At 41.5% G+C, this 14,344-nt stretch carries 13 protein-coding genes; 2 read left to right on the top strand and 11 right to left on the bottom strand.

What is annotated here, in order from left to right; all coding sequences use genetic code 11:
- Positions 1–7: 7 nt before the first annotated feature.
- The 6 genes from ACY3FQ_RS18580 to hpxO all read right to left on the bottom strand — a co-directional run bounded on the left by ACY3FQ_RS18580 (position 8) and on the right by hpxO (position 8,104).
- Positions 8–1,375, bottom strand: a complete 1,368-nt coding sequence (locus ACY3FQ_RS18580; RefSeq protein WP_312317588.1) for an amidohydrolase family protein — start codon at positions 1,373–1,375, stop codon at positions 8–10.
- A gap of 25 nt (positions 1,376–1,400) precedes the next feature.
- Positions 1,401–2,321, bottom strand: a complete 921-nt coding sequence (locus ACY3FQ_RS18575) for an ABC transporter permease (RefSeq protein WP_125278682.1) — start codon at positions 2,319–2,321, stop codon at positions 1,401–1,403.
- 24 nt (positions 2,322–2,345) lie between these two features.
- Positions 2,346–3,440 carry an ABC transporter permease gene (locus ACY3FQ_RS18570; protein ID WP_489774628.1) on the bottom strand — a complete coding sequence of 365 codons (1,095 nt, stop codon included), beginning with the start codon at positions 3,438–3,440 and terminating at the stop codon, positions 2,346–2,348.
- A gap of 15 nt (positions 3,441–3,455) precedes the next feature.
- Positions 3,456–5,057, bottom strand: a complete 1,602-nt coding sequence (locus tag ACY3FQ_RS18565; protein ID WP_489774627.1) for an ABC transporter ATP-binding protein — start codon at positions 5,055–5,057, stop codon at positions 3,456–3,458.
- A gap of 111 nt (positions 5,058–5,168) precedes the next feature.
- Positions 5,169–6,269, bottom strand: a complete 1,101-nt coding sequence (locus ACY3FQ_RS18560; protein ID WP_180053304.1) for a BMP family ABC transporter substrate-binding protein — start codon at positions 6,267–6,269, stop codon at positions 5,169–5,171.
- 677 nt (positions 6,270–6,946) lie between these two features.
- Positions 6,947–8,104, bottom strand: coding sequence for an FAD-dependent urate hydroxylase HpxO (gene hpxO / locus ACY3FQ_RS18555; protein ID WP_489774626.1), 1,158 nt, complete (start codon positions 8,102–8,104; stop codon positions 6,947–6,949).
- A gap of 210 nt (positions 8,105–8,314) precedes the next feature.
- Here hpxO and alc point away from each other — a divergent pair, with 210 nt between their 5' ends.
- Together alc and ACY3FQ_RS18545 are read left to right on the top strand one after the other, a co-directional pair.
- Positions 8,315–9,322 carry an allantoicase gene (alc, locus tag ACY3FQ_RS18550; protein ID WP_000212598.1) on the top strand — a complete coding sequence of 336 codons (1,008 nt, stop codon included), beginning with the start codon at positions 8,315–8,317 and terminating at the stop codon, positions 9,320–9,322.
- 96 nt (positions 9,323–9,418) lie between these two features.
- Positions 9,419–9,919 (top strand): ureidoglycolate lyase, encoded by a 501-nt coding sequence (locus tag ACY3FQ_RS18545; RefSeq protein WP_000250866.1) that lies wholly within the window; start codon positions 9,419–9,421, stop codon positions 9,917–9,919.
- A 125-nt stretch (positions 9,920–10,044) separates the two neighbouring features.
- Here the strand turns inward: ACY3FQ_RS18545 and ACY3FQ_RS18540 are convergent, their stop codons facing one another.
- The 5 genes from ACY3FQ_RS18540 to puuE form a co-directional block, all read right to left on the bottom strand.
- Positions 10,045–10,761 carry an outer membrane protein OmpK gene (locus ACY3FQ_RS18540; protein ID WP_004778009.1) on the bottom strand — a complete coding sequence of 239 codons (717 nt, stop codon included), beginning with the start codon at positions 10,759–10,761 and terminating at the stop codon, positions 10,045–10,047.
- 126 nt (positions 10,762–10,887) lie between these two features.
- Positions 10,888–12,249 (bottom strand): nucleobase:cation symporter-2 family protein, encoded by a 1,362-nt coding sequence (locus tag ACY3FQ_RS18535; protein ID WP_000139429.1) that lies wholly within the window; start codon positions 12,247–12,249, stop codon positions 10,888–10,890.
- A gap of 35 nt (positions 12,250–12,284) precedes the next feature.
- Entirely contained in the window at positions 12,285–12,605 is a 321-nt protein-coding gene (gene uraH, locus ACY3FQ_RS18530; RefSeq protein ID WP_000625767.1) for a hydroxyisourate hydrolase, read from the bottom strand.
- Complete coding sequence (gene uraD / locus ACY3FQ_RS18525) at positions 12,602–13,105, bottom strand: 2-oxo-4-hydroxy-4-carboxy-5-ureidoimidazoline decarboxylase (protein ID WP_005265718.1); 504 nt, start codon at positions 13,103–13,105, stop codon at positions 12,602–12,604. The genes uraH and uraD overlap by 4 nt, the downstream gene beginning before the upstream one ends.
- 143 nt (positions 13,106–13,248) lie before the next feature.
- Positions 13,249–14,211, bottom strand: coding sequence for an allantoinase PuuE (puuE, locus tag ACY3FQ_RS18520; RefSeq protein ID WP_000127611.1), 963 nt, complete (start codon positions 14,209–14,211; stop codon positions 13,249–13,251).
- Positions 14,212–14,344: the final 133 nt, after the last annotated feature.

Here is a 14,344-nt window from a genome sequence, read left to right as displayed (position 1 = left end):
ACTTTATTTACAGGCGCTGTAATTCATTGACCGCACTTCCCTGTTCTGCGAGCCATTTTGCGCGTCGCTGGAACAAGGCTGGAGCAGCCTGATTGACCTGATCAATTAAGATTTGCAGATCAGCACGTACCAGTTTTCGGTTTTCTACTACTATCTGACCGTTCACCATGGTCATGTGCACATCCTGTCCCTGTACTGCATGTACCAGATTGGTATGTAAATTAAATAACGGGCCTTGATCAATCAAGGGTGTCATTCTTGGGGTCGCAATATCTACTGCAATCATATCGGCAAGTTTTCCAGCTTCTAACGATCCAATCTGATCCTGCATACCTAAGGCTTTGGCACCTGTCCGAGTTGCCATCTGACAGACTGACCATGAATCGAGTGCTGCGGCATCTAAACCAGAGAACTTCGCCAGTAAAGAAGCAGTTTTCATTTCTTCAAACATATCTAGATTATTATTTTCTTTCTCGCCATCAGTACCCATTCCTACTGCAATGCCATGTTTAAGCATTTCCGTAATGGGTGCAGCCCCAGATGCCAGTTTCATATTCGAGATCGGATTATGTGCGACACCAACATTATAGTGTTTTAAAATTTCGATCTCTGCTGAATTGGCCCAGACACAATGCGCTAACAGGCATTGAGGTACATCCAGCATGCCCAATTGTTCCAGCGTCTGGATCGGACGCACGCCATAACGCCGGAGATTTTCTTCAACATCAAACTTGCTTTCATTGCTATGCGTGTGAAAACCAGTCTGATATTCATGACACATTTTCTGAATACATGCCAAGGCCTTTTCTTCAGCATAAAACAGATGCTCTAGGCCCACCCAGACCTGAATTCTCCCATTTGCAGCTTGATGCCATTTTTGAATTAAAGCTTCATTGCTGTTGAGGGTTTCAAAATAGTTGTGATCTGGATGTTCAGCCACATAAGGCACCAATACTGCACGTATACCTAATTGCTGTGCGGCCTCAGCACTACCTTCCATATAACGCCACATATCCACAATAGTAGTCGTGCCGGATAGCAGCGCTTCTGCATAACAGAGGTAGGAGGCAATTTTGGAATCTTCGGGAGTCACTACCCGATGCATCGGATCAATAAACTGTTGCAACCAGTCCCAGACTGGCAAACCCTCGGCTGTACCGCGCAGTAAACCTGAGTGACAGTGGGTATTAATCAAGCCCGGCATCAATAAACTTTTAGGATACTGGGTAACTGCAGCTTCAGGATATTGCTGAGTTAATTCCTGTAATGTTCCTACCTGCTTAATAAGAGCACCATCAATCAGGAGGGCACCATCTTTAATACAGTCCAGGTTGGAGTTCATGGTCAGGACATAATCTGCGCTTATAATTTTCATAAAGTAATTCCTGAGATTTGTCCGATTAAGGGCTAAAGGTTTTGCCGAGTGACGCTGGTAAATTGAGTTTCAATAACTTGTTGTCACGTGAAATGAGGACTAAGACGACAATGGTTGCGATGTATGGCAATGCCGATAACAGTTCATTCGGTACTTCTAGACCCAGCGCTTGGGCATGAAACTGCAAAATCGTTACACCACCAAATAGATATGCACCTAACATCAAGCGCGTTGGTTTCCATGCAGCAAAAACCACTAATGCAATTGCAATCCAGCCACGTCCTGCGACCATATTTTCAATCCACATTGGGGTATAAACCGTAGATAAAAATGCACCACCAATACCAGCCATTGCACCGCCAAACATGACTGCACCATAGCGAATCGCTAGCACGTTATAGCCCATGGCATGTGCACTTTCTGGAGATTCCCCAACAGCTTTCAGTAACAGGCCTAAACGGGTTTTACTCAGTACCCACCACACCAGCACAAAAGCAAGAATGGACAGATACACCACATAGTTTTGCTGGAACAGGACTGGCCCTATGAATGGAATATCAGCGAGTCCCGGAATTTTTAGGTTTTCCAGACCCGGTAAGGCCGTACTGACATAATTCTGTCCTAGAAAGGCTGAAATCCCGATCCCAAAAATAGTGAGTGCCAGACCACAGGCGGATTGATTGGTGCTTAAAGATAAGGTGAAAAATGCAAAAATTAGTGCCATCAATGTGCCTGCCAATCCGCCCATAAATAAGGCACTGGCGACACTGGCTTCATACTGGCTAGCGAATGCAAATCCGGCAATGGCACCGACCAGCATCATGCCTTCTACCCCAAGATTGATGACACCGGTACGCTCTGCTACTAGCTCACCCAGTCCGGCAAAGATTAAAGGCGTTGCCGCAGCGACAGTTCCGGCAACAATTGCGGTTAATTCAATACTCATGTTGTTATCCTTCTTCTGTCTGGTTCAGGCTGCTTGCGCAGTGGTCATGGTTTTTTTGACTTTCTTTTTGGCAAAACGGTAGCGGTTTTCAATCAGGGCATCTGAAGCCAACAGGAAAAATAAAAGCAGGCCCTGGAAAATTCCGGTAATCGCGACTGGGAGTTGCAACTGCATTTGTGCCAGTTCGCCACCTAAATAGATCAGCGCCATCAGGAAACCTGAAAGTACGATTCCAATTGGATTTAGTCGGCCCAGATAAGCCACAATAATGGCTGCATAACCATAACCTGGTGAAATATTCGGATTGAGCTGGCCGATTGGACCTGCAACTTCACAGATTCCGGCAATCCCCGCCATCAGACCTGAAATTCCCAAACTTAACCAGATGGCTTTTTTTGCTGAAAATCCTGCATATTGAGCTGCCAAAGGTGCCTGACCACTGACTTCCAGTTTATAAGCCATCAGACTCTTACGGATAAAAACCCAGAACAGCACCACTGCGATGATCGTGATAAAAATTGAGGCGTTAATCCGTGTGCCTTCCATAATCAGCGGCAGGGTCGCGCTTTCCGAGAACATTAAGGATTGTGGAAAGTTCATGCCATCTGGATCACGCCATGGACCATTGACCAGATACATCAGCAGGAAAAATGCCACATAGTTCATCATTAAGGTGGTCAAGGTTTCTTGCGCATTAAAATGGGTTTTTAGCAGCGCTGGAATCAGGCCCCAAATTGCACCACCAATCGCACCCATAATCACTATCAAAGGTAAAATCCACCAGCCGATCTGCTCATGAAACAGGATGGCAATACCACCGCCAAAGATGGCCCCCATAGCCAACTGCCCCTCAGCACCAATATTAAACAGACGGGCACGAAACCCAACAGCCAGACCCAAGGCAATTAAAATCAGCGGACTGGCTTTAATTATCAGTTCACTCAGGTTATAGACTGAGCTTAGCGGCTCAATAAAAAAGATATATAAAGCCTGAGCAGAATTCACTCCAAGCATTAAAAACAATAGGCTACCTACCGCCAGCATGGCGAGTAATGCAAGCACAGGTGAGAGCCATTTCATTAATTGAGAAGGATGTTCTCTAGGTTCTAATAAATGCATATTTACACCTCTTCTCTACGCATGCGCTTCATGGACAGGCTCGGATTCAGCCAATATTGCTGGATCTGCCTGAATACCTGACATGAGCAGGCCAATCTGTTCTGCATTGGTATTTTTAGCCGGGACAGGTGCTGACAGCTTTCCACCAGCCATAACACAAATCTGGTCGCTAATTTCAAACAGTTCTTCCAGCTCTTCCGAAATCACTAAAATCGCAACGCCTTGGCGGGAAAGATCAATCAGGGTTTGACGGATAAACATCGATGCGCCGACATCAACGCCCCAGGTTGGCTGGGAGATGATCAGCACTTTCGGCTGTTGTAGGATTTCACGCCCTACAATAAATTTTTGCAGATTGCCGCCCGAAAGGCTGCGGGCTTCCGCTTGTGGCCCTGCGGCTTTTACTCCGAATTTTTCGATACATTGCTGGGCAAAAGCGACAGTTTTCTCAAACTGGATAAAGCCCCATTTGTTTAAACCCTGACGAAAAGCAGTCAATAAAGTGTTTTGTGCCAATGTCATATTCGGCACAGCACCACGACCTAAACGCTCTTCCGGAACAAAGCCCAAGCCTAGATCACGTCGCTGACCTGCACTGAGTTCAGAAATGTCATGATCTAATAGAAAGACTTGACCTTTTTTCGCCGTTTGCTCACCGGAAAGCAGAGCCAGTAATTCAGATTGACCATTACCCGAAATACCAGCAATGCCCAGAATTTCACCGGAATTTAGGTTGAGTTGAATATTGGATAAGGACACGCCAAAAGGATCATCAGTTTCGTAATTCAGGTTTTTCACCTGAAACAGCGTGCGATGTTCGCCTGTATATTCAACATGCGCATACGTCGGCAATTCCCGGCCAATCATTAATTTGGCCAGTTCACTGGTACTATTTTCAGAAGGCAATACATAGCCGGTGACTTTGCCATTACGCAGAATCGTCGCTTCATCACAGAGTTCTTTGATTTCATGTAATTTATGGCTGATATAAAGAATTGAAACACCTTGCGAAGCCACCAGTCGCAAAGTTTTAAATAACTGACATACCGCTTGTGGGGTTAATACGGAGGTCGGTTCATCTAAAATGAGTAAGGAAGGATTTTGGAGTAGACAGCGGATAATTTCGACCCGTTGTCGCTCACCAACCGATAAAGAAAAAACTTCACGCCGTGGATCTACCGGTAAGCCATATTGTTCTGATACTTCGGTGATTTTAGCCCCTAAGCTTTTCAGGTCTATTTTCTCATCCAGACCTAATAAAATATTTTCAGCCACAGTCATAGTTTCAAACAGCGAGAAATGCTGGTACACCATACCGATGCCCAGTTTTCTGGCCATAGACGGACTTTCTATCTGTACTTCTTTGCCATTCCAGACGATATGACCGCTATCTGATTTCGTGGCGCCGTAGATGATTTTCATCAAGGTACTTTTACCAGCACCGTTTTCACCCAAAATGGCATGAATTTGCCCAGGTTGGACTTTTAAATTAATACTGTCATTTGCTTTCAATGAGTTATAGCTTTTGCTGATATTGATCAGCTCCAGTCGTGGAATTTGCTGCTCATTGAGCGATGACATTTCGATGTCATTTGACATGTGAGGCAGATCGCTCATAACTCAGTCTCCACTCATTTTGGCCCAGTCCATAAAGTGATTCATGGACTGGGGGATGATTTTTCAGGATTTACTTTCTTTTATTTTTAAGTCATACACATAGTGAAAGAATTATTTAGGCAATGAACCTTCAACTCCTTTCACATAGAAGTTCATTTTTCCAAGCGCTTCATCTGTCATTTTTCCGCCCTTGGCAATCACCAAAGTTCCATCCTGTTTATAGATTGGGCCCTGGAATGGATGTAATGTGCCTTTATGAATTGCACTTTGTGCATTTAAAGCGGACTGTTTCACCTTGGCAGGAACAGCAGGCCCGAAGTTTTCGATTTTCACTGCATCCTGTTTTACGCCATACCAGAGAGCAGCAGGTTTCCAGGTTTTATTAGCCACTTGCTGCATGGCTGGGGTATAAATTTTTTCCCAGTGCAATACTGAAGCAGCCAGATGCGCTTTAGGTCCAAATTTGCTCATATCTGAATCCCAACCAAAGGCATATACGCCTTTTTGTTGAGCCGCTTGCACAACTGCTGGCGAATCTGTGTTTTGCATCAGCACATCAGCTTTTTGAGAAATCAGCGCCAAAGCCGCATCACGTTCTTTACCCGGGTTAAACCATGAGTTCACCCAGATCACTTTGGTTTTGACTTTAGGATTGACGCTTTGTGCACCTAATGTATAGGCATTAATATTACGAACCACTTCCGGGATCGGGAATGAGGCTACGACACCCAAGGTATTAGTTTTGGTGGTTTGCCCTGCCACTACACCCAGCATGTAAGCACCTTCATAGGTACGCACATCATAGATGCCTAAGTTTTTCCCTTGCTTATAACCGGTCGCGTGCATGAATACGGTATTGGGGAACTGCTTCGCCACTTTTTCCATCTGGTTCATATAACCAAAAGAGGTCGCAAAAATGACTTTATTGCCCTGCTGTGCCAGATTACGAATCACACGTTCAGCATCGGCCGTTTCAGGTACATTTTCGATATAAGTCGTTTTAAATTTTCCGCCCAAAGCTTTTTCAGCTTTAATACGCCCCTGATCATGAGAATATGTCCAGCCATGGTCACTGGTTGGTCCAATATAGACAAATGCAGCTTTATCGACTGCAAAGCTCTGACTGCTGATCCCCAAACCAATAATTGCAGCCGCAATTACAGGCAGTGAAAATTTTTTCATTATCTTTTTATGTTTGGACATATTCAGCATAAATTGCCTCCGTGAATGCCATTTGAGTTTTATAAATAGCGGCTTTAAAAGATCTGAATCGACATCAAAAATTTTACTGATTGCTATATTTTTATTAATTAGCAACTTCTATTCCAATTCAGTTCAAAAAATAGAACAGGTGGATTGCAAGACACTTATAATTTTTAGAATGATCTGTTCTTTTATTTATTTTTATAAATTACAATTATTTACTACCAAGTATTGAGTATAAAAAAGTTGAACAGTTAAGAATATAAGCCGAGAAATATAGATATCAATCTAAGACAATGAGTAAAGTTGCTAGAAAACCAAGCTCAGCTCAAGGTTGAGAAATTAATAAAATTGAAAATTTAAAAATTCTTGTGATTTTCTTTTGATCTGCGCTAGATAAGTGCGTCAGCTCTAAATCGTGTGCGCCAATAAATGGCTTATAATTGGCAATGCACTGAATGAATAAAATGGATTTTTAAAAATAGAAAATTAAGGAAAGTATTTTTAGAAAATAGAGACTGGATTGCAGGGTTTTAAATTGAGCCTACAATCCGGAAGGAAGTCTATTTAAGCCTTTGCTCTTCAATCTAATGTTTCTAAATAGCTAAAAAAAGCCAGTGTGAATATTCACACTGGCTGCTGAAAGCTAACCTTTTAGTTTTACATTTCTTTTTGTGTCTTACAGCTTAGTCGAGTGGATTACCGACAATGTTACTAATAATTCCCTTCATAATATGATTGCCTTGTTCTTTACGTAACTCTTCATACCACTCTCGGGTCACCGCTTCATCTTTCATATGTGTCACATCACAGCGCTTACGGGCACGAAGTACCAACTCATTGGCACGTTCATTACGCTTGTTCTGATAGCGACGTAAAGAATCTTGTAAACCTAAGGTATTAATTTGCAATGAACGTGCCAAATAGATAGCATCTTCCATCGCTTGGCAGCCGCCTTGACCAATATCAGGTGTTGTACTGTGCGCTGCATCACCTACAATCACCACTCGACCTTTGTAAAAATCGGCAAATGGTTCGATATCGTGAATTTCTACACGATTGGTCTTTTGCACATCGACTGCATCAATTAACTTTTGGACAGGCTCACACCATTCTTTAAAGTATTGTTTGAATAAAGCTTTGTATTGGCTACGATCATTTTCAAGACCAACAGCTAACGGCACATCAAAAAAGAAATAGAAACGATTATTCGCCACTGGCATCAGTGAAACACGTTTGCCTTCACCTACAAACGTTGTCCATTGATCTGCTGCGGCATAATCGTCTGAGACATCAACGAGACCATTCCAATTGACATAGCCTGCATAGCGTCGCTCAACTTGCTCACCTAAAACATAGGCACGAGTAATTGAGTGTGTACCGTCTGCACCCACCAATAGATCAGATTCTATTTCGCTACCATCTGCAAATTGAATTTTTACACGCTCTCCTTCTTCAACAAAAGAAATCATTTTCTTAGCTAGATGAATATCTTCACGACCAAATTCATCCATTAACATATTCTGAAGTTCCGCACGTGATACCGGATATGGTCGTTGCCCGACTTCTTCAATCAATGGATAAAGGCTAAACTGGGTCATCACATCGCCCGTCAGACCATCAATATAAGCAAGGTTATCCATTTTGCCGCCAAGCTTTTCAACTTGCTCTGTCAAACCCAAATAATTTAGACATTTCACACCGTTAGACCATAACGAAATAGCAGCACCCACCGGTAAAATTTGTTCTGCCTGTTCATAGATGGTTACTTGGTGTCCGAATTTTTTTAGTGCGATGCCTGTAGTTAGACCCGCCATACCTGCACCAATAATTGTAATTTCCATCTATAATTCCCCTGTGTTTTATAAGTTTCTAAGTCATAAAATGCTAAAAGCGTGCCATTTTTTATAAAGCGCCCTGAAAAAAATCCAAAGTTGGCACACGCTGTGCATCTAAACGCGTGTAAATGCTTGTTTTTATCGTTTGTTAAATTTTTTGTAGCACGATAGCGCAAAGCATGAATTTTGAAAGAAAATAGCGAATGGATTTAATATATGGCGACTTTATTAGCACCCGATTTTGATATTCCTGCACAATTACAGACACTTACCAATTTGGCAGATGACCGTATTGGTGCAAAAATTATTGAATGTTCAGATGAATTTTTCGCAGAAGCAAAACGTATGCTTCAATTTGACGCGCCAATTTTTGTTGAAGATAAATTCGATGACCATGGTAAATGGATGGATGGTTGGGAAACGCGCCGTAAACGTCACACAGGTTATGACTGGGCAATTATTCAATTGGGCGTAGCTGGGCATATTAAGGCTTTAGATATTGACACTACCTTCTTCACTGGGAATTACCCTGCTTCAGCTTCAGTTGAAGCCTGCTACGCCCCTGATGGCGATCTTGCTCAAGCTGAATGGTTGAATATATTAGAGAACAACGTACTTGGCCCAAGTCAGCATCATGTTTTGCCGATTACAGCTGACCAAGTTTTTACTCATGTGCGTTTAAATATTTTTCCTGATGGTGGTGTTGCTCGTTTTAAAGTGTATGGTGAAGTGAGCGTTCAACAACAAGATCACACTGCAACAATTGATTTAGTTGCTTTAGAAAATGGTGGACGTGTAATTGCTTATAGCGATGCACATTTTGGTCATCCACGTAATCTGATTAACCCAGGTCGCGGAATTAATATGGGTGATGGTTGGGAAACCAAACGTCGTCGTGCACCGGGCTTTGATTGGTGTATTTTGGCTTTGGGTCAAACTGGTGCAATTGAAAAAATTGATATCGATACGGCACACTTTAAAGGCAACTTTCCAGCCCAAGTCTCTATTCAAGCCGTATATGTTAAAGATGCAACTGATCCACAATTAATTCCACAAAGTATGTTCTGGCCATTTTTGCTTGAAGCACAAGACATGCAAATGGATCATATTCATAGCTTTGTAAACGAAATTTTGCAACATGAAAAGATCTCGCATATTCGCATTAATATGATTCCAGATGGTGGTATCAGCCGTATTCGTTTGTGGGGTAAAACCAAAAGCTAAATTGAAAGCTTGAATACTTTCTACATCGAGAAGGATAAGTACTGTGGTTTTATCCTTCTTCTCCTACACTTGATATAGACAATAAAAGAATTACACATGGTTCAAACAATTCAGCTACAGCCCCTGAGCATTGAAAACTTTGCCCCTTTTGGTGAGGTGATTTGCTGCGGAGGACAGGATTTTTTTCATATCAATGATGCACATACCGAGCGTTATCATGCCCTTGTAACCACTGAAATCTTCGGTGAAGCACATGCAGGTATTAGTATTTTTCGTAATATTAAACAGACAGAAATTCCTTTTTCGGTTTCGATGCTTGAGCGACATCCGAATGGCTCACAAGCTTTTATCCCGATGCAAGGTCAGGCTTTTTTAATTGTGGTGGCACCTGCATTGGATGATCAAACGCCTGATATTTCAAAACTCTGTGCTTTTATTTCAGATGGTACACAAGGTGTTAACTACCATGCAGGTACATGGCATCACCCTCTATTAACTTTAGAGGCGCCAAGTAACTTTGCCGTGGTTGATCGTATTGGTATTGGACATAATTGTGATGTTTATCAGTTTAATGAAGTACTCAATATCGTGGCATAAATTTAAACTATCATTGAAATTGAAACCTCAATTTAAAATTGTCTCAGAAATTAAAAGCCCCATCCGTGGGGCTTTTAAGTCTTGTGCAGTATGTTGTGTAACGATGTACGGTTTTAACGAATCAATTAGAAGTGATATTTCACTAGCGCACTGACGTTATTTTCATCTTTACCTTTAATATTATATTTATTATTCCAAACTGAATGCTCAACGCCTACATACAGGCGTGTATCTGGGGAAATATGTTGCCCCACATTCCATTTATATTGACTGGTCCAGTTCATCTCACTGGCTGAGCCTTTTTCCGCAGTTGACCAATCCAGAAAAGCATCTGCTAAGAAAGATTCTGAGCCAATTTTAAAAGGTATGGCATAGGTAAGCGTCATTTGATAGTCATCAGCTTTAGTATCATTATTCACTTTATATAAATTTAATTTTGCATATTGAAAATATGGCACATCAAAGTCTAAGCCAATACCATAGAGAAAATTATCCATGTTGCTACCCGCTTCCCAAGTGGTTGCAAGCAATACATCTTTTACAGGGCCAAATTTAAGTTCTTTACCCGTTACAGCGCCTAAACTCAATCGTGGTGATGCTTCAAAATAGGTTTGATCGCCGACGTCATTATGTGTACGGTCGGCAAAAATGAAGAAATCACCATATTTAAGCTTTGACGCGTATTCAAATGTCACAGTGGTTTGTTTGTCTTCTTTTGCAATGAGCTGATAGTCGGTGCCATATAGACCGGTAATACTGAAGTCTTGCCAGATTGGGGCTGCAAAGATAGAGTTGGCTGAAATAGTGCATAGAATTGCAGCTGAAAGAGGCATAAATTTCATTAAATTGTTTTTCCTAGCGATAAATACGTTTTGAGTAATTTATTTAGCAAAAACAAAGCCAATATTAGATTTTTTAATAAAAAAAGCCCACATTAATGTGAGCTTTTTTTATTTATTTTGAATAGCTTAGTGATGACTATCTATAACAATATTGCTGGTTTTATTCACTTCTTTACTTTTAAAAAAGTTTAGATGGTTAAACACAATATTTAATACGATGGCCATGAGGCACGTTGAACTAATACCTGAATGGAACAGGGTTTGTACCCATTTTGGGAAGTTCGCATAGAATGAGTGATCAATAATTGGAATCATACCTGCGGCAATTGCTGTAGCAACAATGATTAGGTTCTTTTGCTCACTATAATCAATTTTAGCTAAAGTACGAATACCACTTGCAGCCACTGTACCGAACAATACCAAACCTGCGCCACCCAATACCGGTACAGGAATTGCAGCAATCAAACGGCCCATAATTGGTAAAATACCCAATACAACTAAAATTAAGCCACCCGCTGCAACAACAAAACGGCTTTTTACACCAGTAATCGCGACCAAGCCTACATTTTGTGCAAAGGCACTTTGCATGAATGAGCCAAATATTGGTGCTGCTGCACTTGAAAGCATATCGGCACGTAGCCCATTGGTAATACGTTCAGCGTCGACTTTGGTACCGACAATTTCACCAACAGCGATAATATCAGCTGTAGTTTCAGTCATAATCACCAATGTCACAATTAGCATGGCAATAATGGCACTCAGTTCAAATGTTGGCATACCAAAGGCAAAGAAACTTGGGAATTGAATCCAATTGCCATTTGCGACTTTTGAGAAATCGCCAAAGCCCATCGCATATGCCAGCACTGTACCTAGCACAATTGCTAATAAGATGGATAAACGACGAATTGTAGCGTTTCGAGTAATATTCAGCACAATGACAATGGCTAAAGTTAGAAAAGCCAAACTAATATTTTCAGCACTGCCCCAATCAGGCGCTTTGCTATTTCCACCCATCATCCAACGTACTGCGACAGGTAGCAATGACAAACCAATCACGGTAATCACGCAGCCGGTCACGATTGGCGGGAAAAAACGAATAATTTTTGAAAAATATGGTGCTAAAAAGAAACCGATTAATGAAGCAACAATAACCGCACCATATACTGCCGAAAGCCCACCACCTGCAGTGACTATGGCAATCATCGTTGCCACACCAGCAAAGGATACGCCTTGAACTAGGGGTAATTTTGCACCGATGTATTTCACACCGACCGTTTGTAAAATCGTGGCTAAACCACCGACAAATAATGCTGCTGCAATTAATAAACCAATTTGTGCAGGTTCAAGTCCTGCGGCTGTACCAATAATCAGTGGCGGCGCAATAATACCGCCATACATCGTCAATACATGTTGTAAGCCATAAGCTAGGCTTTTCCCTGCACCTAAATATTCATGTTCTGGTGAAACTGTTTGATTTTGTTCTGTCATTTTTATATCCCCCGATCCGTTTTATGATGCTGTTTTTAGCTACCGCGATATGTTGAATAGGCAAAAGGGCTAATCAACAAAGGAATATGAAAATGCTGTGAGGCATCTTTTACTAAGAAATGAATCACTGCTTTTGGGAAAAAAGTTTCGGTATTAAGACTTTCAAAATAGTCCGCTGTGGCAAACTCTAAGCTATAGCTACCCGTAGAAAATTCGCTTAAACCAAAGTCGGTCACACGGCCATCTGCATTGGTTTGCCCTTCACCAAGTAACATACCGTCTGCATTGAATAATTTAATCAAGACATTGGCAGCAGGTTTCCCCAGATTTGTATCTAAAATATGTGAGCTGATCATGCACTTAGCTCCTGTTTTAATCTTAATAAGGCAATTTCAGCCAATTGATGATGGACAATACGCTTTTCAGTTTCTGGATCATTCAGCAGACGGTACTGCAATGCTTGTAATACATTTTCACTGCTTAAGCCTGAAGCTTTAATTAAGAAGATATAGCCGTACTTTTTTTCATAAGCGATGTTGCCTTTGAGCAATGCCATTTGTGTTTCTTCATCGGCTGAAATAGCGGATTGTTCACGGTTGGAAAAATTCTTTTCTAATTCAGAAAGTTCAGCTTGGGCTTTTTTTTCACCAATACGCGGGTGATTATCTAAAGCAGATTTAATTTCTTCCCACGACCATGTACGAGCAGCTTGAGCCGCGTATTCCAAAATACTGTCTAATGATGCATACGGACGCTGACTGAGCAGCTCATTCGCCCAGCTTTCAATTTGCACACAGTGCTTTAAAAATGTTTTTACATCGGCTTCGGATGCTTGATTAAATTCAACAAGTTGCACTATTAAATCGCCTAAAAATATTTAATGTTCGTTCAAAACATGTTTTGCAATATCAATGCCAATCCCTTATTTCTTAGACAAATTGCTTTTTATAGGCACAAAAAAAGAGGCGCTAAGCCTCTCTTTCTTCTTTATTTTTTTTATTACGGTGCATGGTGTTTTATCCAATGTTCTGCAATATCGGCACGACGACAAACCCATACTTTTTCATGCGATTGCACATAATCTAAGAATCTTTGTAGTGCTTTAAAGCGTCCTGGTCGCCCTAAAATACGACAGTGCATACCAATAGATAGCATTTTTGGCGCAGTTTCACCTTCGGCATATAACACATCAAAGGCATCTTTAAGGTATTGATAAAATTGCTCACCACTATTAAAACCACCCGGCGAGCAAAACTTCATATCATTACTTTCAAGTGTATATGGAATGATTAAATGCGGACGTGTTGCACCATCTACATTCGTCACTGTGCTCCAAAATGGTAAGTCATCGCCATAATAGTCACAGTCATATTGAATCTGAGGAAATTCAGCAAGTAATTTTCGAGTATTCGGGCTATCACGTCCGGTATACCAACCGATTGGTGTTTTACCAAATAGCGTTTCAAGCACGCTAATAGCTTGATCCATATGTTGGCGTTCTTGTTCGATTGGCATATCTTGATAATGCAACCAACGTTGACCATGCGATACGACATCATAATTGGCTGCTTTAATCGCTTCCACAATGTAAGGATTGCGTGCCAAAGCCATACCCACACCGAAAATGGTCATGGGGAGTTGGCGTTTTTTAAACTCTTGGTGAATGCGCCAAAAGCCCGCTCGTGAGCCATATTCGTACATGGAATCCATCGACATGTGTTTGTCTGGAAAACTGGCCGCGCCAATAATATCTGACAAAAACTGTTCTGAACCTGCATCACCATGTTCTACATGGTTTTCACCGCCTTCTTCATAGTTCAATACAAACTGAACCGCGACACGAGCACCATTTGGCCATTCCACTTTGGGTGGTTCTCCATGATAGCCAATCAGATCTCTGGAATAGTCTTGTTGTTGAATCTGGTCTATCAGATCTTGCCCACGTAAATATGTTGCTGTCACATCCACTTCCTAATTTGTTATATCAAACAGTCAAAAAATAGAATGAATTAAGCAATTAGTGCGCCAAAACTTAGTATACAAGTTTTATTTCCTTTCGGCTTTGTTGCACAAAGATTTGAAATGCAAAGCGCCC

It is taken from the genome of Acinetobacter sp. AB03 (assembly GCF_058107045.1).
Note: the sequence above shows the minus strand (reverse complement) of the source record. Positions and strands in the feature narration are given on the sequence as shown.

What these genes read in the sequence shown, in the direction of transcription:
- ACY3FQ_RS18540 (WP_004778009.1), bottom strand. Translation starts at nt 10,761, where the DNA reads ATGAAATTTATGCCTCTTTCAGCTGCAATTCTATGCACTATTTCAGCC.
- ACY3FQ_RS18535 (WP_000139429.1), bottom strand. Translation starts at nt 12,249, where the DNA reads ATGACAGAACAAAATCAAACAGTTTCACCAGAACATGAATATTTAGGT.
- ACY3FQ_RS18560 (WP_180053304.1), bottom strand. Translation starts at nt 6,269, where the DNA reads ATGCTGAATATGTCCAAACATAAAAAGATAATGAAAAAATTTTCACTG.
- hpxO (WP_489774626.1), bottom strand. Translation starts at nt 8,104, where the DNA reads ATGGAAATTACAATTATTGGTGCAGGTATGGCGGGTCTAACTACAGGC.
- ACY3FQ_RS18580 (WP_312317588.1), bottom strand. Translation starts at nt 1,375, where the DNA reads ATGAAAATTATAAGCGCAGATTATGTCCTGACCATGAACTCCAACCTG.
- ACY3FQ_RS18565 (WP_489774627.1), bottom strand. Translation starts at nt 5,057, where the DNA reads ATGAGCGATCTGCCTCACATGTCAAATGACATCGAAATGTCATCGCTC.
- ACY3FQ_RS18575 (WP_125278682.1), bottom strand. Translation starts at nt 2,321, where the DNA reads ATGAGTATTGAATTAACCGCAATTGTTGCCGGAACTGTCGCTGCGGCA.
- ACY3FQ_RS18545 (WP_000250866.1), top strand. Translation starts at nt 9,419, where the DNA reads ATGGTTCAAACAATTCAGCTACAGCCCCTGAGCATTGAAAACTTTGCC.
- alc (WP_000212598.1), top strand. Translation starts at nt 8,315, where the DNA reads ATGGCGACTTTATTAGCACCCGATTTTGATATTCCTGCACAATTACAG.
- ACY3FQ_RS18570 (WP_489774628.1), bottom strand. Translation starts at nt 3,440, where the DNA reads ATGCATTTATTAGAACCTAGAGAACATCCTTCTCAATTAATGAAATGG.
- uraH (WP_000625767.1), bottom strand. Translation starts at nt 12,605, where the DNA reads ATGATCAGCTCACATATTTTAGATACAAATCTGGGGAAACCTGCTGCC.